A 25,919-nucleotide genomic window follows, 5' to 3' on the forward strand; every position below is an offset into this window, starting at 1 on the left:
ATTCACGGTGCGTCCTGCCCGGAGTCACCGCGCTCCCACACCATGCGGACCTTGAGGTGGAGGGCCGCCTCCCCGGCGGTGATGACCGCACCAGCCTTCGCCGACAGGTTCACCCCGAACTCCACCTCCACCTCCCGGGGCCCCGCCTGCCTCAGCTGGTCCAGCACCGCCCGTGCCGTCGCGCCTACGGGAACCAGAGACTCGTGCAGGGTTCGGGGCAGTTCGCGCACCGCGTCGCCGACCCGCCCCGCTTTGACCGGCCCGTCGAACTCCGGTGCGCCTTCCACCTCTTCCAGCAGAATCGCCCCGCCGCCTTCCAGCGGCATCCGCACAAGAGCGGGCACTGTCCTACCTCCTCGGGACCTTCACAACAGATCCTGCCCATCTAACCGGGAAACGTCTCCCTTCGGCCGCTGGTCTCACTGTTTCCTCAAAGACCGCCACATACGGATCAGGCGATTCCATGGCCCGGCTCGCGGGTCAGAAAGCCCGCCGTCCGCCCAGCGACACCCCGGCCGCCTCTGGGCGAATACGCTCGCCCGCAGACCGCACCGACATGGAGTGTGTGGGACAGGCCTGGTGCCTTACCGGCTTGGTCCTGGGATGGAGTACGACCGGGTTCGCAGCGGCCCCGGCAGCCCACACGGCCGCCGGGGCTGTTTCCGTGAGGACTGCTGGCGAGGCGGCTTCTGTGGCTCAGTGGCTCAAAGGTCGTGCGTTGTCGCTCGGTGGTGCTCGGGCCACAGCGGAAACACCGGTCGCAACGCCCTGCTGAGCACCCTTCCGGGAGCGCTTCCCGGACGTCTTCGAGCGCGGCTTGCGGATCCTCCGCGCCGCCTTCGCCGCCAGCTTCGCCATCAGCTCCCGGCCGGCCTCCGCAATCCCACACGGCGCCCGCGTGTACTCCGGAGCCGTCTCGTCGCGCTGCACGGTGCGGACGCCCAGCGCCGCGTCGAACTCCACTGGAATCATCCGCGCGAACTCCGACGCCTGCGCCGCCTCGCCGCGGATCCGGGTCCCCCGCACGACGTACGCGAGCAGGCAGGCCTCTGGTCGGCCTATGGCAATGAGCAACCAGGAGGCTTGATTGAGGAAGATGGGTCCGAGACGACGGGGGGAGCACCTCGGACCCATGGGGGTGACTACACGTCACCCGTGGAAGTGATGACCGAACAGCTTCTCGATCAGTGCCCATAGGGCTCGAGCCCCTAGAGCAACAGCCAGTCGGCCCGCAAACCCGCGGGTCTTCCCCTTGTGCGGGGAAGGTTGCGATGCTTCCGTCACTTCACACCTCATCTCCGGGGCGTGCGCCCCTGCGCCTTGCGCGCAGGGGCGCCCCCCTCTTCCTGAGATGAGCCGCTTTCAGATTACTGTCTGCTCGGTGCCTGGCAAATCCCCTCCCCCAAACCGGAGTTGATTGATGGCTTCGGGGCAGCACCCGCGGGCCCTGGCTCACAGCTCACAGGCACTCACCCCACCCCTTCCACCTGCGGACTCCATGTGAGGCTCATAGGGAGCGGACCGCCGGATCCGCCCTCCTGGCCCGTCCTGCCGATCGCCAGATCCGGTGGTGCGCGGCCGGTACGGAGCCGGCTGAGACGTCGACGGCAGGGGGAGAGCGTGGCGAAGATCCGGAACCGTGGCGAGGTGCTGGGCTTCGGAGTGCCGGTCGCGCTCTTCCCCCTGGGGCGCCTACCTCAGCCTCACCAACCCCATCAGTTCATCGCCAACTCGACGACACCGGGGCGCCGAGCCGCCAGCCACTCCGCTCACTCCGGCGTGCCGGTGGTCGGATCGTGATGGCGCGCGATCAGGGCCCGGTCTCCCGCCGATACGAGGGCGTGCACCAAGGGTTGGTGGGACGCCAGTGCGTGGGACAGCGCATCGAAGACGGTCACCGGCAACGGTTGTACGCTCTCGCTGTCACCGAACACGAGCTGTATGAGCTGTGCAAGAAGAAGCAGGAAGTCGTCGTGTGTGTCGCCGGGGAGTCTCCCCCTGTCCTGGCCGAAGGCTGTGAGAAGGGCGTGCACGGCCGACGCCAGTTGGGGGTGGCGCATGTCCATCAACAGCCGCGTTCCCTGGAGCGCCCGGTCGTAGAGTTCGCCGAGCTCCCCGTCGCTCATGGTCATGCGAGGGGCCAGTAGCAGTTCGAGCAGGTCGTGGGCGAGCGACGATGCCGGAGCACCGGCGACCGGACTGAACACGGTTACGGCCTGGCCGAGCCACCGGAACACCGGGTCCAGGGCATGCCGCATTACAGAGTCATTGGTTCCGCCGGACACGGCCGTCTTGTGCCACAGCTCGTCCCAGTACGACCGTGACCAGCCTGGGCCGCCGCTGCCTTGTGGATAGCGGAAGTGCCAGTTCATGTCGAGCGGCTGCGGTGGGGGGCCTAACTCGGAGCGGAGAGATATCTCGAAGGCGCGGCCCTCGTCGTCCCACGTGTGATGCACGTCGACGGACAGAGCGAAGTCCGTCCACTGGCTCTCGTTCATTGCCGAGCGCCACAGGAGGCAGTGCCGGTGCCAGGCCCCCGGCGGGTCCGCGGAGCCCGGGAACAGTTCGGCGGCGGAGCAGCGCTCGGCGAACAGCACCGTCAGGAGCACGAGATTGGAGCCGTACAGACCGTGGCGTGTCGTGGTGCGCAGTAGGGCGGGCCGATAGGCCGGGTGCTGGTCGCCGGTGCGCGTCGTGTGCTGCGTCAGGACCTGGATGAGGGTGCGGGTCAGTCGGCGCCGTTCCGCGGCGGACAGCCTGCCGGTCAGCGACCGCGCGAAGCGCAGCATCTGCCGGGATGCCAGGGATGTGTAGGAGAGCAATGCGTAGGCGAGGTCGTCGTCGATGCGGGTGTTCCCGAGGGAAAGTGCGGGGCGGGGCGCGAGCAGCTCGGTGAGCAGGTGCAGGGTGAGACGCACGGCCAGATACTCGCCGAAGGTCGCGTGCAGGAATTCGTAGGTGGCGAGTACCTGGCCATCACGTATTGACTGGGCTCTCTGGACGAAGAAGAAGCGGCCGAGCGCCGTTTCGGCGGCGGTGAGCGGGGTGCGGAATCCCGGTGGTAGCTCTGGCTGCCTGCCCAGTACGGCGGTGAGGTCTTGCTCGAGTTCGTCGGCCGATACCCACTGGCGGCCCCGGTTCAGCTGGGCGAAGGCGACGAGCGACAGGCGTTGCAGTTCCTGCTCGACGAGGGCGGCCGTGTCTTCGTCGGGGAGGGCATGGAGTGTCGTCTTGCCGACCTCGCGCCGGGCGAAGGAGGACAGCAGCTGCTCGTACAACTCGGTGACGTCGAAGTCGTCGGCGCGCCGCAGAGCACCCTCGGCGGCGTCGTACAAAGCGAGCATCGTCAACAGCAGTGGCTGTGCAGCGAGCTCCGCGTGCGGTTCGAGGTGCTGCCAGGTAAGCGGGCCGCGGCCTCGCGCCGAGAATCCGGCCGTGTTGGCCTCGTTCCACACGGACAGCCAGGTCGTGATCTGCTCGGTGCGGAAGGGTTCCAGGCGCAGGACGACCATGCCTGTGGGGTATCGGGCGCGGTCGGCCATGGAGGTCCGGCTCGTTACCAACGCCAGCACGGGCCGCCCCTGATCCGCCTCACGTCGCTGGAATTGGGACACGCGCTCCAGGAAGTTGGTCTGGTGGACGCCGGTCGTCTGCAGCAACTCGTCGAAGCCGTCCAGGAGGAGGACAGGAGTACTACCGCCCGCCGCGCGCACCAGTTCCGGCCAGCTGACCCGTTCGCCGGTGGAGGCACGGATCGCCTGCTCGATCTGGTCCTGCAGTTCGTCCTCCACCCGGACGTCCCGCAGCGGCACACGCACGGGGAGAAAACCGACGGAGGGGAGCCGTGCGGCGAGCACCCGTGTGAGGACGGATTTGCCGGCACCGGGCTGGCCCAGGATCAGCAGGGGCGCCTCGGCGAGCTGAGGAGAGGTGAGGGCCCCGGCCAGGTAGCGGGTCAGGTCTCGGCGGAGAGGCAGTCGATCCCACCACTCGTGGTCGGCCGGTGCGGCCTGCCCGGAAGCGGCACTAACGCGGAAGTCCGGGTCGAGGTAGAGGTCCTGAAGGGTGGGGATCCTGATGCCGTCCGGCGCCGACGCGGCGTCCAGCACCGGGTGAGCGAACGCCGCCTGGTGAGCGCGCGCCAGCGCGGAGGCCACGTCGACCGGCGGGCGCAGCGCCTGGGTGGTGTGCGTGAGGAGAGTCTCGATCCCGGACAGCGCACGGCCGATGTCTGTGTGGATAGCTTGCTGCGCCACGTGTGTGACCCAGAAGCCGAATTCGGGTGCTTCCTTGGCGAGCTCGACGTACAGACTCTGGTATCGGTCAAGGGACGCGTGCGGCAGGTCATCCATAAGGGCCGTATGAGCCCGAAGGCGCCGCAACGCGTCCATGTGCTCCCAAAGAGCAAGGCCTTCCAGAAAGTCGCAGAACCTGCGGGCGTAGTCCGCGTAACTCGCGAGCAACATCGCCGTGAGCGCCGGAGCCGGTATGTGCGGTGCCGGGCAGGGCAGGTCCGTGGCGAGTAGCAGCGACACCAGGTCCGATGGCTGCGTGGTCGAGCCTGATTCGGTTCGCGCGAGGCCGAGTTGCTCGTCCCGGGTCAATCGCACTTCGGAGAGGGTGAACGGAAGCTCCAACTCTTCCATCGCTTCGAAGAAGGCCACCACGACGATGACCGTGTGCGCCGCGCGCAGGACGTCGGTCCGCTCCGCACGCCCCTGGGTACGGTCCAGACGGGCGCCGACGCCGCGGATCGCGTCGCGTCCGAGGCCGAGGAGGCGCCCGTTGGCGTCGGCCATGCCGATAACTGTGCCGCTGACCCCGGCGGTCGCCAGATTCAACGCCCCACCAAGCGCCCGATCCAGCGCCGCCAGCCGGGGCGGCTCGGCACCGAGAAGCACAAGCGCGTCGGCGAACGCCAGAGGTCTGCGTGCCACCATGTCCCTCACTCCCGCATCTGTACAGGCTCGGCCGAGGCCGACGCTACCGCGCGCCGGTAGTCCCGTCGGTATGGTTGCGAAGGACGCGGAGGGCCGCGAAGCGGGGTGCTCAGCATTGGCTGCGGCGTCCAGGTCACACCGGAGGGCTTGGCAGACCCGGGCCTGCCAGCGTGTGACCGCCTGGAAGTCGCCCAGGGGCTCACGAAACTGGGCGACGAACGCGGAGAGGGAAAGGCCCTCATCCAGCACGTCCTGACGGCCATCACCGTCAACATCGAGCGCCCTGCTCTGCGCTGGCCCCAAAGCCGAGCACAGTCCGCTGCACGGCCCCGACGGGGCGTACGTCGACGGCTACATCCCGGCCCCCGCCACTACAGCGACCCCGACTGCATCGACTCCTGGGGCCACGTATCGCCTCTGGGCCCCCGAGTGCTCGCGTGCCCGCACTCAGGGCTGCTCCAGGGAGCCGAGACGGATTTGCGCAGCGCCGCCACCGGCAAGGGAATCTCCCGCGAGACCACGGTCAGGCTGCGCACGACGATTTAGGAGTGGGACGACCAGCGCAGCGCCATCGGTGCCCCGCAGCCAGCCACCGCCTGAATCCGGCTCGCCCCCGACGCACGCTGGCTGATCATCTCGCTGACACGGCCTCAGCCCCCGTGGCAGGGTGCGGTGATCGGATCAGCAGACGGCAGGGGGCTCCCGTGGAAGCACGGATGTGGAACGGCTTGGTCGGCGTCGCGAAGGAGACGTACACCGCCTCGCTGGGCGAGGGGGTCGTGCCGCGCCCGCTGATGATGCCGCTGGTGCGCGGCGAGCTGGTCGGGCTGATCTGGGTCCGCCCGCTCAAGGTCGGCCAGGACGCGCTCGCCGGGATCGCGGAGCTCGCGAACATTTGCCGCGGCGGCCGGGGCGGACGAGGTCGTCCTCGCCTGGGAGACGCACGACGTCGCCACCGCCTGCGAGCTGCCGATCGTCGGCCCGGCACCGTGCCTGACCATGGTGCTCGCCACCCCGGCCGGGCACGTCCTGCACCAGTTCCCCTACACCGAGCAGCTCCTGTCTCGCAGCCCCGAGGGCTGGGCGTCGGCCGCCCCCGACTGGAGGCCGGCCCCGCGCCGCAGCCCGGCGGCGAGCTGGTCCCGCCCACCCAGGCCGCGGTGAACTTTTCCTTCACTCCCGTCGAGCTGGACCTCCCCGACCCGTTCGGCGTCACCGTCGTGCTGATGGAAGAGGACGGCTACCGCATCAGCCTGACCGAAGCGTTCGCCCGCTGAGCCTGCGCAGACGAGAGGACCGAAGCCGTGGCCCGCAGCCTTGACGACGATGCGCCCCGCCGAATCAGCGACGCCGATGCCCAACTGAGTGCCGAACAAGGGCAGGCCGAAGCCGACGAACACGACTCGCTGCGCAAGCTGAAGCACGACGTGAGGCAGACGGAGCGGGACCTGGCCCGGCGAAGGAGGAGGGTCCGCACGATGGGCGTGGCCCTGACCGTGGCCGGCGGTGCGGTCCTGACGGGCTTGCTATGGACCGTGCTGACCTGGGGCTCACCGCCTCAGTTCCTCCGGCTGGACATCACCTGCGCAGCGCTGACGCTGGTCTCGGGCGTGGCTGCCTGGGTCGCCGCGCCTCCCCGCGGCCAGCTGAGCCTGGCCCAGTTGGAGGACATGCTCGCGACGAACCGTGAGGCCCTCCGGTTCCTCAGCGCGCTCATTCACCCGACACTGAAGGAGCGGCGCAGCCTCTACCGCGAGGACGTGGCCGGGGTGATCGAGCAGCACCGGGCGGACAGCCGCAAGTACCGGCTCATCCACAACACGCTGCAGAACCTCATCATGATCGGGGCTGCGTCCACGACCACCGTCGCCGCCCTGGACACCCGCAACCAGTTCACCTGGCAGAACATCACGATCGTCGCCATCGGCTTCACCGTCACGCTGGCAGCCGCCTTCACCGGCTACTACAAGTACCGCGAGCGCAGCTACTTCCTGCTCCAGACCGCCGACGCCATCGAGGAGGAGGCCAACGCCTTTACCCTTGGCGTCGGTCCGTACAGCGACTTCGACGCCGACCAGGAGCAGCAGGCACTGAAGCTGTTCACCCAGCGCGTCGAAGATCACCGCAACGAGCAGCGGCGCCGCCAGCAGCAGCTGGACCAGCCCGCCGACCAAGCCCTCCCCTCCAGCCAGCCGCTGGCATGAGAAGGCCCCGCTGCGGCTTGGAAGAGTCGCTGGGTAGATGGCCGGAACCTCTCCTGCGCGCGAAGGGTAGTGATGGGATGGTCGCTCCTCGTGACCAACTTGGGGGGATCTCATGGCCAGCACACCGCGGCGCAGCTACAGCAACGCAACGATCGCAGGACTGATGACACTCGCCCGAGGCGGGTGCTACTGGCCCGACTGTGGCGTGCCGACCATCCGAATGATCAACGGTGCACCTCGTCTGAACCTGGAGATCGCACACATTCGGGCGTTCGAGGAAGGAGGTAAGCGCTCCGACCCGGACTGGTCAGTCGCCGAGCGCAACAGCTTCGCCAACCTCATCCTGCTCTGCCACCCGCATCACTCCGAGATTGATGGGACGAACAGCGATCAGTACACGGTGGAGCTGCTGGAACGCTGGAAGCACGAGCGCGAAGCCGATGGACTCAGCGCTCTGGCGGGGCTGAGCGACCTGACTGAAGATCGACTCGGCGAAATGATCAGTGGAGCGCAAACGGCATTGGTCTCCCGCCTCGAGCCGGCCTTGGACGAATTCGCGAAGACAGCTCCCGAGCTTGCGGCGTTGCTGAAGGTCACCCTCAAAGAGCTCGCCAACCCTCGCGTCCATGGGTTCGGGCTCTCCGCAGACGAGATCAACTCGCTGAGCCGCTCCTCTGACCAGCTTGCTCACCTTCAGGACACTGCTTTCCTGCTGGTTGATGCGTCGCAGAGGCTGGCACATCTGCAGGACACGGCGAGCACGCTGGCCGACGCCGCCAGTGACCTCGTAGGGCTGTCTGACGACGCGTCGACGTTGCATCAGGCCGCAGCCAAGGCCGAGCGAGCAGCAAACCGACTGATGGACAGCCTTGGGGCTCTCCCCGACAACACTCGACTCCTGCAAGCAGCTGCAGACAAAGCTGCACGAGCTGCGGAAAGTATGGGGAACGGCTACTGAGCTTCCAACGCCGATCACACAGCCTCACCTACATCGTCACGGCGTCGGCTCATGCCACTTCACCGGCTGCCTGCGGAGCGCGTGACAGCTCGGGGGCGGCACGCTCGGCACGGGCCCGGCGCAGGGCGGCGGCGTGGGAGGCGTCGGCCTGGCGGCGGCGCTCGGTGCGGGCCCGCTCGATCGGGGCCGGCGCATCGTCCGGCACCGCAACGTCGATCTCGGGGAACGCGCGGCGGGACAGCTCGCGCATCGCGGCGGTCTGCCGCTCCACGGCTGCCGCGATGCCCGGTCCACCTGGCGCGGTAGCGCGACCTCCTGGTGCGCGGCGAGCGCGCGGCGGTAGCCCTCGCACGCCGCCTCCCGGGTCCGGGCCGGACCGGTCGGCGCGGCCGGGGCCGGGTCCGCCGGGACAGCATCGGGCGGGTCGGGCACAGGCGCGGCGCCGGCGGCAGGATCCGCAGGGCGCGCACGACCTCGCGGCCTGCGGCCTGGTTGGCGGCCGCGATGACGCGGTTCTGCTCCAGGCGGGCTTCATCGCCCAGGCCGACGACTCCGGTCACACGGTGAACCGGCCGGAGTCCGCGTCGTACGACACGGCGGCAACGTGCCCGGCGAGCTCGGGGCGATGGCCGCCACGGCTCCCGCAGCTCCGCGCCGGCGGCCGGGAGCTCCCAGGACCGCTCGGTGATCAGCGCGCCGATCGCCGCGCCCAGGCCCATCGGCTCGCGCCCGTCGCGCCGCACCGTGGTGACGGCCCGCGGCTCCCTCTTCGTCTTCGGGCCGGCGCCGTTCTTGCGGGCGTCCTCCATCGCGGTCCACAGCCCGACCGGGCCAGGTCGACGCCGGACGTCTCGTCGCCGCTCATTACCCGCCCACCGAGCTTACGCGTGCCCCCGGCAACCGGCCTGACCGCCCGCCTCATCCGACACCGACTCCCAAGGGGGAACCATGGAGTAACGCGAGCACCGATCGCAGCTCGGGCCCAAACACGGAGACCAGGACGACGTGCTCAAGCAGAAGTCGAGGCCGCCTACCAGGGCAACAGCACCACCACCGCCCCGCCGGCTGCCGCCCTGCCCTGGGCCGTCGGCCAGAACCTGCGGGTCAGCCGCGGAGGCCTACTGCCGAAGGCGGCCGGGGTCCTCCGTGGACCTGGTCATGCACCGCGACACCCGGCGGGCTACGTCGACGTGAAGTAACCGGCTACCAGGACCCGACCGGCCTGTACCACCCTTCCGCCCGCTACTACGATCCCAACATCGGCCGCTTCACCACCCCCCGGCCCCTCCGGCCAGGAACAGAACCCCTACCTCTACGCCGCAGGCGACCCCGTCAACCGCATCGACCCCATCGGACTCGCCTGGTACTCACCCATCGTCCCTGCCACGAATGAGTGAACGCGGCCAAATCGCCTGCGGCGACGCTGTTCGCCGTTCGACCGGTGGTCGGCCTTGGCCGGAGACGGCTCAACCCGGGGGCGCCGGGGGCAGGTGCTTACGCATCTTGCGCATCACCGGTCGTCGGCGCGGCCGGCGGAAGTCCTTGCTGGGCGATGGCGAGGGTGATGGCGCGCGTCATCGCGCCGATCGGGTACGCCCGGCCGCCGGGCAGGGGCTACTGGTGGCCGCAGGGGCAGATCAGATCGGCGGGATCTCCCCACCGTCCACGGAGAGCCAAGACGGTGGTGGCGCCGCAGGCGGACAGGCAACGGGTGCCGTCGTGGTCTCGCGGGCCAGTTCCTCCGCCGTGACAGGAGCGATGTCTCACAGCTGTTGCTGGACCCACCAGAAGCCGAGGCCAACCAGTCCCGCCCCCGTGGCATAGGCGGCGCCGCGGAGCGCGCTGAAGAGCAGGGCATGGCGTCGACGGAGAAGCCAGTGCTGTGCGCGACGACCTCGCCGGGCGGGGGCTGAGCTTGGAGGGCGATGGCTGCTCTGCACGGGGTGACTCCGCTTCTTGGGGGTGTTGTTTTGCAGTCCGGCCAGGCTCGTCGCCGACTGAGAATCGTTTGAGCGCTGGGCAATGTGAGGATCCACCTGCGGCGGGTCTTCGCGCGCGGGTTGGATGTTGTTCAGCTGACAACGCCGGGTTGTTCGCAACAACCCTTGAAGGGGCGTCAAGAGTGACTAGTGCGAAGCGGCCAGGCCGTCCGTGGGCGACGGCGAAGGGGCCCTGCACTGAGATCAACGATCTTGTGGGCATCGTCCGCTCATGGCTGGACGAGGCCGCCTTGAGCGTTCCGGCGTTGCATACCCGGCTTGTCTCTGATCACTTCCACGACGGAGTAGTGCCCCCACTTAGGAAACTGCGAGACAGGCTCGCTGGTGACGGGCTGACGTGGGACCTGGTTGAGGCGGTGGCAGACTCGTGTTTCCACCACGAACCCCAGCCAGCAACAGATCGCCGTTTAGCCCCGGCTCGGTCCTTGTGGGAAGCCGCTGAGTCGAACCCCACTGTGATCGCTTCCAACGGCGAGCCGGCCGTGTCCGTCCGCGAGGTCTTCCAGGCCCAGGAGCGAGCTCCGAACGCCCTGGAGGAGCTCAACCGAGTACGACAGGCCTATGAAACTAGTGAGCGAGCGCGCAATCAGGCGTTGCAGGTTGCCACGGTCCTTTTCAACCTTCTAGGGCAGGCTCAGGCTCAAATTTCCGGGCTTACGCACCGTCTGGATGCTCTGACTTCAGCCCCGGGGCCCGGAGTGGCGAACACTGCCCCCCTGCGTCACCGCCTGGGGCGCGTCACGGTGCAGAGAGGTGATCTGGAACTTCACCTCGCCCGTGCGGAAGCCGAACGAGTAAGGGCGCAGGCTGTTGCAGACATGGCGGCCCGCCGGATTCTTGTACTTGAGGCTGAGATTCAGGATCTGCGGACCGCGGGCAATCCAGGATTTCTACCTCAACCGGATGCACGCATCCAACTCCCCCAACAGCTCACCGGTCCCTCTGACGAGGACAGCACTCTCGACCGGGTCGACGAGGTGATCGAGACCGCCTGCTTCGTACTCGACCGTGAGCACGAGACCGTGGAGGAGATTGCTGACGAACTGGGGTGGCGGGACCTCCTCGGAGACCCACGGCCAGGCGTAGGGGAGGCCTTGATCCCGAACGGGCCCGAAGTCGAAGGCTGGGGCGTTGGCGAGGGGAGGTTGTCCGGAACAACCACGGATAACCCTCCCAGCAGGAGAGATGGGCCGGGAGCCGAGCTCGCCGTACGAAAGGATTCGGATCGTATTCGGTTCGTTGGAGCCGCGACCCGACGTATCTCCCGCGGCATGGACTTGGACGAGATCGTGCTGGGACTCTGCAGGGCCAGCGTGCCTACATTCGCCGACGCTGTATTGGTCTACCTTCGTGATCCTCTGCCGGTCGGTGACGAACGGCCAGTCCTTCCGTTCGTGCTGCGGTTGCGTCGCTTGGACCAGTTGCACGAAGACGACACGAATGCGCCGAATGTTATCGATTGGGATGTGCTCAACTCGAGCGAGATCCGTCCCGGTAGTGCGCTCGCCGAGGTGCTGCGCGGGGTGCGGCCTGTCTTCGGGGACTCCGCCGCGGCGCGCGTCGCCCTGCCCGAGCTGCTAGGGGTCGGCTGGACCGTGCTGAGCGGGCACCGGGCGATCCTGGCTCCGCTGCGCGGCCGCCGCCGGGTGATCGGTGCCACCGTCTTCCTCCGTGGGGCTAGACGAGCTGCTTTCGAACCGGATGACCTGTTGGCCGCTGCCCAGCTTGCTACGCAGACTGCGCTGGGTATCGACAAGGCCGTGCTGTACGGGCGCGAGGCGTACATCGCCGACGAGCTCCAGCGCACGATGCTGCCGGACTCGCTGCCCCAGGCCACGGGCGTACGTCTGGCCTCGCGATACCTCCCGGCCGCGGAGACGGCCCGGGTCGGCGGGGACTGGTACGACGCGATCCCACTGCCCGGCAGCCGGGTCGCCCTAGTCGTCGGTGACGTGATGGGCCGCTCCATGATGTCCGCCTCGATCATGGGGCAGTTGCGTACCACCGCGCAGACCCTCGCCCAGCTCGACCTGCCGCCGCAGGAGGTCCTGCACCACCTGGACGAGCAGGCGCAGCGGCTCGGCAGCGACCGCATGGCGACCTGCCTCTACGCGGTGTACGACCCGGTCGCGCACCGGATCACTATCGCCAGCGCCGGCCACCCGCCGCCCGTGCTGCTGCACCTGGGCGGCCGGACCGAGGTGCTGCAGGTGCCGCCGGGGGCCCCGATCGGCGTCGGCGGGGTCGACTTCGAGGCCGTCGAGCTAGACGCCCCGGCCGGAGCGACGCTCCTGCTGTACACGGACGGCCTGGTGGAGTCCCGGGTGCAGGACGTCTGGACGGGCATCGAGATCCTCCGGGAGCGCCTCGCCGCGAGCGCGCAGCCGTCCGGCCCGGACCATTCGCCGCCGCTGGAAGCGCTCTGCGACGACGTACTGGACATGCTCGGGCAGGGCGACCGAGACGACGACATCGCGCTGCTCGCCGCGCGGTTCAACGGGATCGCGCCGAGCGACGTCGCGTACTGGTACCTGGAACCGGAGGACGCGGCGCCCGGCCGGGCGCGCAGGCTGGTCCGCAACGCGCTGAGCCGGTGGGGTCTGGACGGCCTGTCGGACGAGGTGGAACTGCTGGTCAGCGAGGTGGTGACCAACGCCATCCGGTTCACCTCGCGTCCGATGTCACTGCGCCTGCTGCGTACAGACATGCTGCGCTGCGAGGTCGGCGACGACTCCCCCCAGCTGCCCCGGCAGCGGCGCGACCGGGACATCGATGAGGGCGGCTGGGGGCTGTTCCTCGTCAACCGGCTTGCCTGGCGGTGGGGGGCAACTCGGCTGTCCACAGGCAAAGTGGTCTGGTTCGAGATGACTCTGCCACCAAAATGACGCTTCTGGCTATCGACTCAGAAATCGCTGAGCGGGTGGGCCCGCTGGCGCTCCAGTGACGATGTTTCGACATACCCGGCAACGTAGCCGCCGTTCCGAGTGAGTGAGCGGCAGGGCACGAACCCCCTCTCGGGACAGGCGCGTGGAACACGATCAGATCCTTCGGATCCGCGCGCTGTATAGGTGCGGCGGGTGCGGTCGGCGGCGGGGCCGGTTCGGCGGCCGCCGTGGCGGGGCCGGCCTTCACGGGTGCGGGTGCCAGGGCGTGCAGGGCGCGGACGTTCGCGCCCTGCACCCGTTCGTTGGCCGCCGCGATCAGCTTCGGCGCGCTCCAGCGCAGCTTCGTGCGCGCCGCCGGGGCGTCGGGGACGACGTCCAGGCGGCCGGTCTCCGCGTCGAAGACCACGGCCTGGACCCGCCCGGCGAGTTCGGGCACGACCGCGGTGCGGAAGGTGTCGAAGTCGGCGAGGACGCTTCCGCCGGCGGCCGGGGCGGCCATGCCGCGCTCGGTCATCATCATGCCGATCGCGCGGCCCAGCCCGAGCGGCTCACGGCCGTCACGGCGTACGGCGGTGGTGGTGCGCCGCTTCGGCTTCTTAGCGGTGGCGCCGTTCTTCCTCGCTGTCTCCCGGGCCGCGAGCAGGGCCTGGCGTGCGAGGTCGACGCCGCTCAGTTCCGACTCGGTGGTCATGCGATCACCGCCCCGGACGTGTCGGTGTGCAGCGGGCGGGCGGCGAGTTCGGGCAGGCGGTCCGTCCACGGCACGGCCGGGGCCTGTTCGGTCCGGGCGGCGGTCTGCTCGCGCAGCTGCTTCAGCCGCGTCGTGAGCAGGTACTCGGCAGCGCGCTCCCGGGCGGTGTCGGCGGCCTTCGTCGCCGCCGCGATGGCGTCCGCACCGGTCGGGTTGTGCCGGAACCAGCGCCGCCCCTGCTCGGTGAGGAACGCCCGGCGGGCCTCCGCTTCGGCTTCCTCGGTCCGCCCGAGCCGCTCCAGGGCGTTGCTGCGGTAGTCCGACAGCACCGCTTCCACCGTCTGGAGCGCGGCGAAGGCCAGCACCGCTGCCGCACCGGTCGGGTCCGTGTCGAGCTCGCCCGGCTGCACCGAGTCAAGGAACTCGCGCTGGGTGTGCTTGATATCGGTTTCCAGCGACGTCCGGACGCTAGTGGTGACGGCGTCAATGTCGTCCCGGTCGTCCAGTACGGCCGCCCAGGTCGCGGCGAGCAGCCCGGTCTCCACCGTCAGGGCCTCGGTCCGGCGCCGGTAGCCGCACGCCTCGCACAGCCCGCCGGCGTGCTGCTGCCCGCAGTCCTCGCACGCCAGCGCCTGACGGACCGCCTCAGCGGCAGCCGCACGCTCGTCCTTGGCCCGCTCCTGGTCAGCCGCACGGACCGCAGAGCGCCGGGCCTTCTCCGCACGGGCCTGCTCCTGCCGCCACACGAGGTCCTGCGCCTCGGCAGCAGCGTGTTCGCGCAGCCGGTCCTCGAGGACGCGGCGGCGCTCGTCGTCGCCCAGGTGGGGCTGCTCCCGGTCGATCTCCGCAGCGGTCCGAGCACGGCGGGCGCGCCGGAGGTGGATCACGTTGCCGCAGTTCCCGCACTCGCCGCCGGTGTCCAGGCGGGTGCCGTCGTCGCAGCGCCGGTCCGAGCACGAGGGCCGGCGCACCAGGCCCCGGCCGATCAGCCACCCGAACGGCTTTTTGATCAGGGCCTCGCCGCCGGTCTCCTCCAGGCGGTCGGTGAGCCGGTCGGCCAGCAGCCGCGGCGCTCGCTCTGCTGCCACGCCCAGACCCGCCAGCTGCGAAAGCTCCGCCTTCGCTGCCGCCGCCACCTGGTCCTGCTGCCAGCCGGACAGTCGTTCCCACAGCCACGACACCGGCCCCAGAGCCACCCGCAGACCAAGATCAGCCGGAAGGGCCGCCCTCCGCTGCTGGTGCGCCTTTCCACCACCCACAGCCTTCGGACGGCCACCTGCCCCAGCCCCGGTAGCGCGCTTCTCCACCCGCTCATCGACCGGGGACTCCTTCGGCTTTTCCCCGCGAAGCGGGCCGTCCCCGGCCACCGGCGACCCGGCCTTGGCAGCGGCGGTCTCGCCGTCGACGGCCTGGTCCTTGCGCACGCACACGCGCTCCGGCCGACGGCCTTCACCCCCACGGCCTTCGCCGGAAAAACCACGATCAAGCTGCGGAGGAACTACCGGAGTAACCACAGAAGCGTGGACTGTGTGGAGCTCTGCACCAGCGGAACGCGCCGGAATCTCCGCCTCGGAGGCCCTCTCAGCCTCCGACTCCCCAGACGCCCCAAGAGCCCCGGTCTCCACAGCCGGAGCAAGATCTCCGCCTGCACCAGCGGGACGGGCCGAAAACACGGCCTCGGAGCTCTGAGCGGCCTCCACAACAGCCAGATCCCGGCCGTACGCGCGGGCCACCGGCAGGACCATGACCCGGCCCCGGCCGTCCATCCCCGTGCCGGTCCCCTTCCGTCCACGAGCGGCGACACCGGCCTCCGTCAGCCGCGCCAGCACCTTCCTTCCGCCCGCCGGCGAGCAGCCCAGCAGCCGCGCCATCGTCGCCGCCCCGCGGCCCTCGCGCTTCTTCACCGAGCCGCCGCGCAGCTGCAGCCAGCCCGACGACCCGGTATTCAGCACCATCAGCAGCAGCCCGAGCCGGTCCGTCGCAGCCCCGCGACCCTTGCGGGCCGCCAGCAGCCCCGACGGCGTCGGCTCCTTGCCCTCCGGCGTCCAGCCGTGCCCGAACAGCGCCTCGATGAGGTGCAGCAGCGTCGCCAGCTCCACCTGCGACAACGCCAGCGGGTGTCCCGCTCCCCCGCCCTTGCGGGCATTCCACAACGGCATGACCAGGCAGTCCAGCCCGGTCGGGTGCCCCTCCGCGTTCCTTTTCACCTTGGTGTGCAGCCCGTCCGACGCACGCAGTGGCATCAGCACCCGGCGGTTGACCGTGGACTCGCCCACGCCCATCCACCGGCCCAGCTCCGCAACCCAGATCGACGTCTGGTTGTCGTTCTTCTTTCCCTTCGGCGCCCGCGACTTCGCGTACAGCACCACCGCCGCGAGCCTCGCCACGTCCGACTGCCCGGCGATCGACGGGTCCGCCAGCAGCGCTTGGACCGCGTCGCGCAGCCGCAGCCGCATCGCGCGACCGAGGCGCAGCGGGTCGTCCAGGCCGCCGTCGCCCGGCTGTCCGGAGGACGGCACCGACCGCAGCACGGTCCGCTGCCCGGGAAGTCCTGCCCGCAGCTCGTCGACCGAGTTGTCGATGTCCTCACGCAGCGGGTCGTCCAGCACGGCGGCCGACGCCGCGCCCGCGTTCACAGGGCACCACCGCTATACCGGGTGACTGACCCGTACAAGTACGTTCCTACAAGAGGAGCGAGGCATGCCGAATACGCTGCATAAGTGGATGAATTGACCGGCGATCCCGTCACACGGGACGATCCGGACGGCCAAACCAGCCCGAAACGGGCAGGGGTCCGCTTTCCATAAACCGGGAGATCAGGCACTATGACGGGGACACCAACTTCATATTGGAAGCTCAGACCGTGACCAGACCCCTTGCGGGACCGGCCACGATCACGTGGACCCCCGAGCCCGACGGCCTACCAAGCCGCCGGAACCCGGGGTGAAACAGACACCAGCCCCTCACTGGCCTCCGGCACGGAGACCCTCGTGAGCGGCACCAGCCCTTCGGGCCCTTGCAGGGGCCTCGGAGGAACCGGGGTGGAGCAACCCCCGCTTACCAGGCGGGAGTGTGGATTGTTGTGTTGTGATGAGAGACCCAGCTCAGTGAGCTGGAGCCTGGAGCCGGGTACGAACCGGAGACCAGGCAGCCGACCTGCTGGTCGGCGCGATGGGCCGCGCGAGGCCGAAGTGGATTCCAGTCCACCTCACTGGCGCGCGCGGCCGATGACCTAGGTCATCCCGACCCCCTCGATACCGAAGGTGGAGTCGGCCTGCCCGAAAACGGCGCACCCGAAGGTGTGGTCGCCGGAGTGAACCGGCCTTGCTGCGCGTGTAGTTCCGCGTGGGCGGGTACTCTTCATCCCGCGATCACCTCCTTTCCAGGTGAGTCGCCCAACGAGGCTCAGCCTCGCTTGAGAAGCCCCAGGTGACCTGCCCCGGTCCCTGGGGTTCTCGACGTTATGGATCATGTCTGCGCACAGCCTAACCGCACTACCCGACAGAACTGCCGGACGCATTCGCACAAATTCCTCAGCACCACGAATGCCGCTCCCGGCTGACGGGAAGTCCGACGCGAATTGCCTGCCGTACGGGAACTTCACTGGCCACCACCTCGCAACTCGCGAAGATGAGCGACGAACTCCTGCGCGTCGGGAGAGGATCCGTAGTGCGTCTGCAGAGCGCGGCCCAGGTCGCTGGCCACCATCGCGAGCGACGGCAGCGACTTTCGCTCCCCCGCCAGGGCCCGCTCCCCGTACGCGAGCGCCGTGTCCAGGTCGCCTTCGCGAGCGGCGACCACGCCGAGCGTCACGCGGGCTTCCGCGATGCGCATGGGCGACCGCTCCGTCCCGTCGAAATCCGTGCCGGACCGGATGACCTCATTGGCCAGCTGACCGGCGAGCCGGAGATCGCCGTTCAGCTGGCGCATCGCGTCCATGCGGTAGAAGTCGTATTTCGCGGGGTCCACCACGAAGTGATTTTCGATGCTCTCGGGATAGGGCTGGAGTTCGAGGATCTGACGACCTTTGTCGAGCGCGACTTCGGTCTGCGACCGGTCGCCCAACCTGGCCCATGCCTTTGCCATCTGCGCGTACAACTGCGCGGCGACACTCTCGGTGGGCGCCACGGCGATGCCGGCCTCCGCAGCCGCGATGACACCGCGGTAGTCGCCCCGCGTCAGCGCGAACCAGGCCCGCATCTCGTGCGCCCAGCCCTGCACGCTCAGCTCCCCGGCCTCCTGGCCGAGCATCAGCGCGGCCTGCCGGGTCGCCTCCGCGTCGCGAGGCCGGCCCGAGTCGTACTCGACACAGCCCACCAGGAGGCTGAGCTTCCCGGCGAGCGCGATGATCTCGCGGTGCTGAGCGAGGCTGACCCGCTGATGCTGGAGACCGACGACCCTGGCCAGCCATGCCTTGCCCTCCAGGAGCAGCTGGTCGGCGGGCATGTACGCGTACTCGCAGCACAGCCGGTCCGCCGTGATCCGCAGCGCGTCCAGAGTCGCCACGTCCACGTCGGACGCGCGCAGCCGGGCGATGATGTCCACGGTGTCCATGCCGCTGACCTGCAAGATTTCAGTGCGGCCGTCCCGACGAGACTTCTCGGGGAAAAAGGCACCGGTCGTCGTGCCGAAGGTCTGAGCGATGGCCGACCTGTACTTCACGGGCTGCGCGTCGCCGGCCTCCCAGCGCTTCCATTGCCGCACCAAGTCCTGCTCAGATACGACCTGGTCCTCCGGAAGCCGAGCCATCAGCCTCTGCACCGCCTGGACCTGCGACCAGTCACGCGCAGCGCGTTCCTCCACCATGCGGCGAGCCCACTCAGGCCGTTGGTCAGTCATCGCCGATCCCCTTCCCCGTACGGTGCGGCGGCGCAGCCTCCCGTCCCACCGGCTCGACGCCTGCGGAACGGGAGGGCTGGCCCTTCTGCGGCCGAGCTTGGCACGGCCCCTTGAACGCGCGGAGGTGACAAGTGGGGGTGACATTCGATATGTCACCCCCAGTCGTCACTTTTGGTAGCTGCCTTCCGGACGCAGTGTGTGCTGTCCAAGCACCTTGTCTCGAGGGGGGTCCCGTGTCATTTCTTGAGCGCGTTGGTTGCCAGGGATGTGCTCCATCGGAGGATGGTCGCTCCGCCGGTGACCTTGACCGCTACTTCAACAACACGATCGTCGGCCAGCGTTACCGTCCGGACGATTTGGCTTACGACCACATCCCCAGCCGTCAGGCCCAGGTGCTCCTTTTCCGAGCTGGTGGCAAGACGCGACGTCACTTCCTCCAGAACGCGATCCTGAGCAACGCCAAGACGTGCCGCCGCCAGCTCACGAGAGCCCCCGGTCGAAACAGGCTCAGCCAACTCGGGCGCTGCAGCGACCACAAAGGCGGGGTAGTAGGAGCTACTCAGGTGTACAGGGACACCGTTGCGGCTGACCACACGACGACGGACATGGACAGGCGTGCCAGGCGTGACGTCAAGGCGCGGTGCAACCAATTCATCTGCTCCGACAGTGCCTACTTCGAAAACCCGAGAGCTCTCGCCACCGTCCAGGGCCTTTCCCGTCTCCTCGTAGAGCCGGACACGGGTGCCGATGTTGTTGCTGGCCGGCCCGACCACCACCGTCCCCACACCCGGCTTGGCCATGGTCAAGCCTTCCATCTTGAGGACTCGGTAGGCCCTGTTCGCGGTCGTCTGCGCCACGCCATAGCGCTCACAGACCTGCCGCAGCGACGGCATGGTGGCGCCTGGCTCAAGCGCCCCGTCCTGGATCTGCTTGCGATAGTTCGCGGCGATCTCTGCATATCCGACTGTACTGGGCATACCGGTCTCCTCTCTCTGGTTCGCGCGCCACACCTCCATTGGTGCAGCTCTATACGTCAGAGACTACGCCACGCAAACTTCCAGCGCTACCACTAGCGCTGGAGTGCGCTAGTGGTCTACATTGATGCCACGGCGCTGCAGAACCGCTGGAGGTACTGCCTTCACGTGGTTTCTGCCCGGCTCCGCTAGCACCACCGCACCACCGCCCCATCGCAAGACCGTAGGAAGTCGTCCGCCTCGCAAGAGGGGGCCGGGGTTGATGGCACCAACAAATCCCCCGGGTTCTCGACTCTCTACTGCACGTCGCAGCGCTATGCGCTGTCCGTCCGCCAGGACGCCGGGGTCACCCGCGCGACCTGATGGGCGGAGAGAGCACCGCGGCGCAGCCCTTCCCCTTCGCACATGAGGAGATTCCGCATGTCCATCACCGCCGCGGTGCCCACCGCCAAGGAACGCCCCCGCCGGACCCGCACGAAGCGGGTCGGCGCCCTCCCCGCCATCAAGCTCTCCCAGCTCCTGCCCTCGCACATCGACCTCCGCGACCCGCTCAAGGCCGTTCTGGTCTGCGAGGACTGCGAGACCTGGGTGCCGATCACCGGCATGCAGAGCAAGGTTCAGAAGCTGGTCCCGCACCACACCGGCAAGGCCCACGTCGCCGCCGCTCTCCACTGCCGGAGCAGCAACCGCCGGGTCGAGTTCGACATGACGATCCCCGAGTGGCGCCACGCCCTGACCGACGCTGGCACGGAAGCCTCCAGCCGCCAGGCCACCGCGGTGCTGCCCAAGGCGTTCAGCCCGCAGACCGACCGGACCCTGCGCGGGCGCAGCGTGCGTGGAGCGGTCGGACGCCGTGCCGAGTGGGCCGCCGCCCTTTACCGTGTGCGGCAGGCCGACCAGCGGCGTGTCGCAGTTCCGCAGGGCGCGCACCCCGCCGAAGGCCCCGAGGTCCCCCTGGACCACCTGGTCCCCCGCCAGGCTGCCGAGCAGCCGGAAGCGGGCCCGCTCACGTGCGAGCGCTGCGGTGCCGCCGAGTCCAGCCTGACCAGCGCGGTCGCTGCCGGATGGTGCCGGATCACTCGCCGGTCTCACTGCGGACGGTGCGCCGAGCGCTTCCCGGCCTGGACGCGCATCCCGTTCTGACCGCGTTCCTGACGACGAACGACCGAGGCCCCGGCCGACCCCATCACGGGTTCGGCCGGGGCCTCGGCTGCTCGTAGCAGTCGACTCCCCAAATGGGGAGTGATCGCGATAGCCCAAGGGATAGCAGCCCTCGGACTGTCCAGGACCTGAACTGGAGGACCTGATGCACAGCATGACACGAACGATCTCCACCCGGACGAACGGCCTGCGGACCGCTCTGACTCCCCGTGCGGGTGTGGCGGACGAGATCGGTGACCTGGACGACCGGAGCGGCGACGACGGCCGCGGTTACGAGCGGGACGAGACCGAACGCGCCTTCCGCCAGCTCGTGCAGCAGCTGGTGGCCGACGGCGACGACCGTGCCGCCGTGGCCGGCCGCCGGGCGCGGCGCACGCTCCAGGAGATGGCCCCCGGCTACGTCCGGCAGCCGGTGCTGATCCTGCACCGGCCGGTGATGGGGCAGTGCCCGCTCTGCGAGCGGTGGAACTGCGGCGGGCACGACTGCCCGCCCGGCGTCACCGCGCTGAACGACCAGGAGCGCAAGGACCTGAGCGACAAGGTCCGCGACGCCAACAAGCGCAGCGAGTCCCGCCCGAAGTAGTGGTGGCCGCTCTCATACGCGCCGCCCGGACCGCGCAGCACCTCGCGGTCCGGGCCCTCACCGCCCACGGACTGGCCCACCCGCTCACCCTCGCGCTCCTGGCGGCCGCCTCCACGACGGCCGCCAGGGCGTGGGAGGCCGGCCACCGCGTGACGGACATCCACCCCGCCAACACGGCGAGCAGCCCGGGAGCCAACGTCCCGGGCTGTTCGCCGCACACCGTCCGGAGCCCTTGATGCAGAACACCATCGGCAACGCCGTCTACGCCCCCTCCTCCAACCTGCCGGTCAACACCAACTGGCGGATCGCCGCCGCGTGCCGGGAGGAGGACCCGGAGCTGTTCTTCCCGATCGGTACCACCGGCCCGGCCGTCGTCCAGGCGGAGGAGGCCAAGGCCGTGTGCCGCCGCTGCCCGGTCATGGAGACCTGCCTGGACTGGGCCCTGGAAACCGGCCAGCAGGACGGTGTGCTGGGCGGCACCGACGAGGAGGAGCGGCGCCGCATCCAGCGGCGGGCCGCTCGCCTCCGTCTCAAGGAGCAGCGGACCGCAGCGTGACGAAGCGCAGCTTGTACGACCTCTACATGGCCGCCGCAGCAGCCGTCCGCGGGCACGACGCCACCTGCACCACGTGCTCGCCGGTCCGCCGCTGCCTGCTGGGCCAGCGCCTCTACGCCGAGCTCGTCCGGCTCCAGGACGACTACCTCACCCGCTTACGCGCCAAGAAGGGCACGCCATGACCTGCCTCTCCATCCGGCCCGCCACCGTCACCTCCATCGCAGCGTACGTGCCCCCGCCCGCCCCGATGCTCTTGGGCAGCATCCCGACCGGGGCCGGGGCCGACGTGCACGTCTACCAGGACTCCGACGGCTCCCTGAGCAGCGACTGCACCGGCTGCGGCGAGTACGCCTGGACGCTCCTGGTGACCTCGGAGTTCGCCCAGGAACACGCCGCCGCGTGCCTCCGCCCGCCCCGCCGGCGGGCGGCCTGACGGCCTGCCAGCTGCCTCCCCTGCCCGTCCCGGCCCAGCGGCTGGTACGGGCAGGGCCGAGGGGAGCCGGACAGCCCCACCCCGCTCCACCCGTCTGCTGACCCCACCTCGCCGAGGAGTACGCAATGACGCTCACGCTCACGACCGACGCCTTCCGCGACCAGCACGGTGACCCCGCCACCTGGACCGCCGCCACCCTGGACAGCTACCAGGTGATCGGGGAGATCGCCCCGCCGCCCCCGCCGCCCTACATCCACCGTGAGATGCAGGCCGAGGCCGAAGCGTGGCAGGCGTCGGCGGCCGGGCAGCAGCGCCTGGCCGACGAGCTGGCCGCCAAGGGCCACACCATCGCCGCTGGTATCCACCGGCGCGGCGCGCAGGACGCCCGGCAGCACGCGGAGGCCGCCCGGCTCGGCTGGCCCGCCTACGAAGCGTTTCTCAACGGCTGGTGACGTCGGCCTGCCAGTTGCCTGATCCGCGAACCGCCTCGGACGCCTTGTGGGTCCGAGGCGGTTCGCGGTGACGGGGAGCCGGACCGTCACTTCGGCATCACCACCGCCGACCTTCGGCGGCACGGCGCTCAGCTTCCCGAGAGCTGACGCCCGTTTCGCGCCCGCCCGGCGGGAGCCGCTCCCCGTTTCGAGCCCGCCCCGCGCCGTTTCGCGGGCACACCCGCCCGCCCCCCGGACTGCCGGCCTGCTCGGGTGCGCGGAGGGGGTAGAGCCGGTGTCCGGTTCGCAAGCAACCGCCCGCCCAACCGGCCGTTTCGGGAACGCCTCACCGCGTTTCGGGAGCGGCCCCCGCCGTTTCGCGCACACCCGAACGACCCCCTTCGGAGGACCTCATGACGATCACCGACTGGCCGCGAACCGCGGCCGAGCCCGACCCCCAGACGGCTGCACCGGCTGCCGTTTCGGGAGCGCCCGCGCCGGTTTCGCGGACGGCCGATCCTGTTTCGGAGACGGACGAGTTCGTTTCGGAGACGGAAAGCGGAACCGGAACGAACACCTCCACAGCGAAGCTGACCGGCACCCAGAAGTGGACGGCCGGAGCGATCGTCGCGTTCGCGCTCGCCCTCGCGGGCATCGGCCTCTACCTCTCCTTCGAGCACGTCGCCCAGTTCGCTCACGAGGAGCTGCGCTTTGGCTCGCTGGGCAAGGGCCAGCTGTTCGCGATCGGCATCGACGTCGGCATCATGGTGATGATCGCGGTCGACCTGCTGATGGCCTGGCTCAAGCGCCCCATCAGCTGGATCCGCTACCCGGTGTGGCTTCTGACAGCCGCCACCGTCGTCCTCAACGCCGCGTCCGGCGCCCCCAAGGAACGGGCGTGGCAGTTCCTGGACTACGTCGCAGCCGGCGCGCACGGCGTCGTCCCGGTCCTCTTCATCATGGTGGTGGAGCTGGGCCGCACGTCGATCGACCGCGTTGTCCGGCCTGACCAGGCCGAACGCGACTCGATCCCGTGGCTGCGGTGGATCCTCGCCCCGGTCGCGACGTCCCGGATCTTCCGCCGGATGCGGCTGTGGGGCGTCACCTCCTACCCGGAGATGACCCGCCGCGACCAGGAACTCATCGCCTACGAGCAGTGGCTCAAGCGCAAGTACGACGGTGACATCTCCCAGGCATCCGAGGACGAGCTGCTGCCGATGAGGATGGCACCGTACGGCTACACCGTCGCCCAGGCCCTGGCCATGCCCGACCAGCAGGACCAGGCAGCTCAGGAGCGTGCGGAGGAGGCCGAGCGCCGCCGCCTGGACGCGGAGACCCGCAGCGAGGTCGCCCAGGCGGAGTCCGCCGCCGAGCGGCTGCGCGCCAAGGGCAAGGTCGAGCTGGTCCAGGCCGAGGTCGACGGCCAGACCGGTCAGGCCCGCGCCCACGCCCGAGCCCAGGTCAGCGCGGCGGAGAAGGCCGCCGAGCTGGAGCAGAAGGCCCTGGAGAACGCGGTGGTCGCCGAAGCCCGAGCCCGCGAGGCGGAGGCCGAGCGCAATGAGGCCGAGGAGCGCAGGGCCGCGGCCGCCGCCGACCTGGAGAAGGCCGGCCTGGAGCGCAAGGCCGCTGAGCAGCGCAAGGCAGCGGCCGAGGCGGATGCGGTCGCCGCTGCGGAGGCCGGTGCGATCGAGACCGAGCGGATCGCGCTGGCCCGCAAGGCGACGGCCGCCGCCGACCTGGACGCGGCCGAGCTGGAGCACCGGGCGGCCCAGAAGCGGAAGGAAGCTGCGGAGGCCGACCGGGTCGCCGTGACGGAGGCGCAGGCCATCGAGACCCAGGCCATTGCCGAAGCCCGCAGGGCTGCTGCCGAAGCCGATCGGGCTGCTGCCGAAATCGAAGCGGCTGCTGCCGAAACGCGTCGGGCCGCTGCCGAAACGGCGCGCCTGGAGGCGGAAGAGATCGAGCGTCAGGAGATCGCCGCCGCCAATATCGAGGCCGCCCGCAAGGCTGCCGCCGAAACGGCGAAGGCTGCCGCCGAAACGCGACAGGCCGCTGCCGAAATCGAGCGGGCCGCGGTCGAAGCCGAGGACATCGCGCGGCTCAAGCCGCGCGAGCGGGGGCTGCGCAAGGTCGCCCGGATGATTCTCGCCGTCGGCGGCGACGCCGAACGGCTGCCGCTCGCCGACATCCAGCACGAGCTGCTGCTCAACTCCGCCGGCACGGCCTCCGAGTACCGCGCCGAAGCCGTCCAGCTGCTGTCCGACGGCTACGTCCCGGAGCAGTGACCTGCACAAACAGGCCGTTCGACGGTTCCACCGGCCCCCGAGACGATCTCAGCGCCTCGGGGACACGGTGAAGGCGCCGTAACGCCACGACAAAGCCTCCCAGATCGTCCCCGCCCCCAGAAGGAGAACCCCCTCATGGATATCAACGCCCTGTTCACGGACGAGGGCCTGCGGAATTTCACCGCGACCGTCCGCGACCAGCACGTTCGTGACGCCCAGCAGTACGGGCAGATCGCCGACATCGTGCGCCGCCGCCTGGAGCAGACGCCGATCGACGGTGACCGCTGGCTGTCCAAGAGGCTGCGGGCCTGGAAGGTCGCGCGGCAGCTCAAGGCCATGCAGAAGGCCTCCGGCGAGGCCGCGAGCAAGGCCGAGGCCCTGTACGCGACCTACGTCAACGAGGTCCTGGAGCTCCCGCAGCGCCGGGCGGTCGCGGAGGCCAAGAAGCTGGAGCGCAAGAACGGCCGCCAGGCCGCCGTCGGCGCGGCCGTCGCGGGCTCGCTGAACCGGACGGTGACCGCGCTCAACACTCCCCAGGAGCAGCCCACGGCGGGCCAGGTTCCGCAGGCGAGGCCGGCGGAGTTCGTGGCCCCGGAGAGCCCCTTCGGGCAGTGGCCGATGGCGGCCGGTGGTGAGCGGCCGACCAGCACGATCAACGACTACTTCGCGAAAGGAGAGCAGGGGTGACGACGCCTCGGCAGGCGCAAAACCGCGCGAAGTTCTGGAACGAGCGGATCGCGGAAGCCACGACCGATCAGGAGCGGGCGACCGTCTGGCAGAACGCCTGCCGGACGCTCGCCGCGCAGGCGCAGAGGGAAGGCCGGCCGGACGTATGGCGGGCGCTCACCAACCACCTGCACGACTTCTACAAGCACCACGCAGGGTGACGAAGTTCTTCTTCATCACCGCTTCGTCATCGCCGCCCGGAGCACCCCAAGGCGCGTGCGTGATGCGCACGCGCGAGGGTGCCCCAGGCGGT

Annotated in this window: 22 protein-coding genes and 1 pseudogene; 15 read left to right on the forward strand and 8 right to left on the reverse strand. The window is 69.7% G+C overall.

All coding sequences use genetic code 11. From position 1 onward, the window contains the following. Nucleotides 1-2 precede the first annotated feature (2 nt). The 3 genes from ACH4RG_RS34970 to ACH4RG_RS34980 all read right to left on the reverse strand — a co-directional run bounded on the left by ACH4RG_RS34970 (nucleotide 3) and on the right by ACH4RG_RS34980 (nucleotide 5,189). On the reverse strand, nucleotides 3-344 hold the full coding sequence (locus tag ACH4RG_RS34970) for a CU044_2847 family protein (RefSeq protein WP_398540794.1): 342 nt from the start codon (nucleotides 342-344) through the stop codon (nucleotides 3-5). A 352-nt stretch (nucleotides 345-696) separates the two neighbouring features. Then, nucleotides 697-1,074, reverse strand: a complete 378-nt coding sequence (locus ACH4RG_RS34975; protein ID WP_398540795.1) for a hypothetical protein — start codon at nucleotides 1,072-1,074, stop codon at nucleotides 697-699. 695 nt (nucleotides 1,075-1,769) lie between these two features. Then, the gene (locus tag ACH4RG_RS34980) at nucleotides 1,770-5,189 is read right to left on the reverse strand and encodes a hypothetical protein (RefSeq protein WP_398540796.1); all 3,420 of its coding nucleotides are present in this window, start codon (nucleotides 5,187-5,189) and stop codon (nucleotides 1,770-1,772) included. A gap of 455 nt (nucleotides 5,190-5,644) precedes the next feature. Between ACH4RG_RS34980 and ACH4RG_RS34985 the strand changes: the two genes are divergently transcribed. The 3 genes from ACH4RG_RS34985 to ACH4RG_RS34995 all read left to right on the forward strand — a co-directional run bounded on the left by ACH4RG_RS34985 (nucleotide 5,645) and on the right by ACH4RG_RS34995 (nucleotide 8,102). After that, nucleotides 5,645-6,217, forward strand: coding sequence for a hypothetical protein (locus ACH4RG_RS34985; protein ID WP_398540797.1), 573 nt, complete (start codon nucleotides 5,645-5,647; stop codon nucleotides 6,215-6,217). A gap of 27 nt (nucleotides 6,218-6,244) precedes the next feature. Beyond that, the gene (locus tag ACH4RG_RS34990; RefSeq protein WP_398540798.1) at nucleotides 6,245-7,144 is read left to right on the forward strand and encodes a DUF4231 domain-containing protein; all 900 of its coding nucleotides are present in this window, start codon (nucleotides 6,245-6,247) and stop codon (nucleotides 7,142-7,144) included. Between the two features lie 112 nt (nucleotides 7,145-7,256). After that, nucleotides 7,257-8,102 carry an HNH endonuclease signature motif containing protein gene (locus ACH4RG_RS34995; RefSeq protein WP_398540799.1) on the forward strand — a complete coding sequence of 282 codons (846 nt, stop codon included), beginning with the start codon at nucleotides 7,257-7,259 and terminating at the stop codon, nucleotides 8,100-8,102. A 49-nt stretch (nucleotides 8,103-8,151) separates the two neighbouring features. On the opposite strand, the gene ACH4RG_RS35000 is transcribed toward ACH4RG_RS34995, so the two are convergent. Then, entirely contained in the window at nucleotides 8,152-8,373 is a 222-nt protein-coding gene (locus ACH4RG_RS35000; protein WP_398540800.1) for a hypothetical protein, read from the reverse strand. A 930-nt stretch (nucleotides 8,374-9,303) separates the two neighbouring features. On the opposite strand from ACH4RG_RS35000, the pseudogene ACH4RG_RS35005 reads away from it, so the two are divergent. Together ACH4RG_RS35005 and ACH4RG_RS35010 are read left to right on the forward strand one after the other, a co-directional pair. Continuing rightward, nucleotides 9,304-9,499, forward strand: a pseudogene (locus tag ACH4RG_RS35005) (RHS repeat-associated core domain-containing protein); the annotation flags it as partial. 1,625 nt (nucleotides 9,500-11,124) lie between these two features. Then, nucleotides 11,125-12,987, forward strand: coding sequence for a SpoIIE family protein phosphatase (locus tag ACH4RG_RS35010; protein ID WP_398540859.1), 1,863 nt, complete (start codon nucleotides 11,125-11,127; stop codon nucleotides 12,985-12,987). On the opposite strand, the gene ACH4RG_RS35015 is transcribed toward ACH4RG_RS35010, so the two are convergent. The 4 genes from ACH4RG_RS35015 to ACH4RG_RS35030 form a co-directional block, all read right to left on the reverse strand. Continuing rightward, nucleotides 12,902-13,678 carry a hypothetical protein gene (locus ACH4RG_RS35015; protein ID WP_398540801.1) on the reverse strand — a complete coding sequence of 259 codons (777 nt, stop codon included), beginning with the start codon at nucleotides 13,676-13,678 and terminating at the stop codon, nucleotides 12,902-12,904. The two genes, ACH4RG_RS35010 and ACH4RG_RS35015, sit on opposite strands and share 86 nt — an antisense overlap. Continuing rightward, nucleotides 13,675-16,314 (reverse strand): hypothetical protein, encoded by a 2,640-nt coding sequence (locus ACH4RG_RS35020; RefSeq protein ID WP_398540802.1) that lies wholly within the window; start codon nucleotides 16,312-16,314, stop codon nucleotides 13,675-13,677. Before ACH4RG_RS35020 ends, ACH4RG_RS35015 begins: the two co-directional genes overlap by 4 nt. 964 nt (nucleotides 16,315-17,278) lie before the next feature. Next, nucleotides 17,279-18,484 (reverse strand): XRE family transcriptional regulator, encoded by a 1,206-nt coding sequence (locus ACH4RG_RS35025; RefSeq protein WP_398540803.1) that lies wholly within the window; start codon nucleotides 18,482-18,484, stop codon nucleotides 17,279-17,281. A gap of 269 nt (nucleotides 18,485-18,753) precedes the next feature. Then, a complete protein-coding gene (locus ACH4RG_RS35030) occupies nucleotides 18,754-19,494 on the reverse strand; it encodes a GntR family transcriptional regulator (RefSeq protein ID WP_398540804.1) in 741 nt (246 codons plus the stop codon). Nucleotides 19,495-19,911: 417 nt separating this feature from the next. Between ACH4RG_RS35030 and ACH4RG_RS35035 the strand changes: the two genes are divergently transcribed. The 10 genes from ACH4RG_RS35035 to ACH4RG_RS35080 all read left to right on the forward strand — a co-directional run bounded on the left by ACH4RG_RS35035 (nucleotide 19,912) and on the right by ACH4RG_RS35080 (nucleotide 25,827). Continuing rightward, nucleotides 19,912-20,634 carry a hypothetical protein gene (locus ACH4RG_RS35035; protein ID WP_398540805.1) on the forward strand — a complete coding sequence of 241 codons (723 nt, stop codon included), beginning with the start codon at nucleotides 19,912-19,914 and terminating at the stop codon, nucleotides 20,632-20,634. 172 nt (nucleotides 20,635-20,806) lie between these two features. After that, entirely contained in the window at nucleotides 20,807-21,235 is a 429-nt protein-coding gene (locus tag ACH4RG_RS35040) for a hypothetical protein (RefSeq protein WP_398540806.1), read from the forward strand. Between the two features lie 2 nt (nucleotides 21,236-21,237). Beyond that, entirely contained in the window at nucleotides 21,238-21,471 is a 234-nt protein-coding gene (locus tag ACH4RG_RS35045; RefSeq protein WP_398540807.1) for a hypothetical protein, read from the forward strand. Continuing rightward, entirely contained in the window at nucleotides 21,471-21,791 is a 321-nt protein-coding gene (locus ACH4RG_RS35050) for a WhiB family transcriptional regulator (RefSeq protein ID WP_398540808.1), read from the forward strand. The genes ACH4RG_RS35045 and ACH4RG_RS35050 overlap by 1 nt, the downstream gene beginning before the upstream one ends. Continuing rightward, nucleotides 21,788-21,973, forward strand: a complete 186-nt coding sequence (locus ACH4RG_RS35055) for a hypothetical protein (protein ID WP_398540809.1) — start codon at nucleotides 21,788-21,790, stop codon at nucleotides 21,971-21,973. The genes ACH4RG_RS35050 and ACH4RG_RS35055 overlap by 4 nt, the downstream gene beginning before the upstream one ends. Beyond that, a complete protein-coding gene (locus ACH4RG_RS35060) occupies nucleotides 21,970-22,224 on the forward strand; it encodes a hypothetical protein (RefSeq protein WP_398540810.1) in 255 nt (84 codons plus the stop codon). The genes ACH4RG_RS35055 and ACH4RG_RS35060 overlap by 4 nt, the downstream gene beginning before the upstream one ends. A gap of 125 nt (nucleotides 22,225-22,349) precedes the next feature. Beyond that, entirely contained in the window at nucleotides 22,350-22,676 is a 327-nt protein-coding gene (locus ACH4RG_RS35065; RefSeq protein WP_398540811.1) for a hypothetical protein, read from the forward strand. A 392-nt stretch (nucleotides 22,677-23,068) separates the two neighbouring features. Next, nucleotides 23,069-24,940, forward strand: coding sequence for a DUF2637 domain-containing protein (locus ACH4RG_RS35070; protein WP_398540812.1), 1,872 nt, complete (start codon nucleotides 23,069-23,071; stop codon nucleotides 24,938-24,940). A gap of 135 nt (nucleotides 24,941-25,075) precedes the next feature. Beyond that, complete coding sequence (locus ACH4RG_RS35075) at nucleotides 25,076-25,627, forward strand: hypothetical protein (RefSeq protein ID WP_398540813.1); 552 nt, start codon at nucleotides 25,076-25,078, stop codon at nucleotides 25,625-25,627. Then, nucleotides 25,624-25,827 carry a hypothetical protein gene (locus ACH4RG_RS35080; RefSeq protein WP_366846515.1) on the forward strand — a complete coding sequence of 68 codons (204 nt, stop codon included), beginning with the start codon at nucleotides 25,624-25,626 and terminating at the stop codon, nucleotides 25,825-25,827. Before ACH4RG_RS35075 ends, ACH4RG_RS35080 begins: the two co-directional genes overlap by 4 nt. Nucleotides 25,828-25,919: the final 92 nt, after the last annotated feature.

This window comes from Streptomyces sp. NPDC021019, assembly GCF_044333295.1.
GTDB lineage: Bacteria > Actinomycetota > Actinomycetes > Streptomycetales > Streptomycetaceae > Streptomyces.

Excerpts from the sequence above, each read along its gene's own strand:
- ACH4RG_RS35075 (WP_398540813.1), top strand. The coding sequence starts at position 25,076 with ATGGATATCAACGCCCTGTTCACGGACGAGGGCCTGCGGAATTTCACC.
- ACH4RG_RS35065 (WP_398540811.1), top strand. The coding sequence starts at position 22,350 with ATGACGCTCACGCTCACGACCGACGCCTTCCGCGACCAGCACGGTGAC.
- ACH4RG_RS35040 (WP_398540806.1), top strand. The coding sequence starts at position 20,807 with ATGACACGAACGATCTCCACCCGGACGAACGGCCTGCGGACCGCTCTG.
- ACH4RG_RS35060 (WP_398540810.1), top strand. The coding sequence starts at position 21,970 with ATGACCTGCCTCTCCATCCGGCCCGCCACCGTCACCTCCATCGCAGCG.
- ACH4RG_RS35050 (WP_398540808.1), top strand. The coding sequence starts at position 21,471 with ATGCAGAACACCATCGGCAACGCCGTCTACGCCCCCTCCTCCAACCTG.
- ACH4RG_RS35030 (WP_398540804.1), bottom strand. The coding sequence starts at position 19,494 with ATGCCCAGTACAGTCGGATATGCAGAGATCGCCGCGAACTATCGCAAG.
- ACH4RG_RS35035 (WP_398540805.1), top strand. The coding sequence starts at position 19,912 with ATGTCCATCACCGCCGCGGTGCCCACCGCCAAGGAACGCCCCCGCCGG.
- ACH4RG_RS34995 (WP_398540799.1), top strand. The coding sequence starts at position 7,257 with ATGGCCAGCACACCGCGGCGCAGCTACAGCAACGCAACGATCGCAGGA.
- ACH4RG_RS35070 (WP_398540812.1), top strand. The coding sequence starts at position 23,069 with ATGACGATCACCGACTGGCCGCGAACCGCGGCCGAGCCCGACCCCCAG.
- ACH4RG_RS35025 (WP_398540803.1), bottom strand. The coding sequence starts at position 18,484 with ATGGTGGAGGAACGCGCTGCGCGTGACTGGTCGCAGGTCCAGGCGGTG.
- ACH4RG_RS35015 (WP_398540801.1), bottom strand. The coding sequence starts at position 13,678 with ATGACCACCGAGTCGGAACTGAGCGGCGTCGACCTCGCACGCCAGGCC.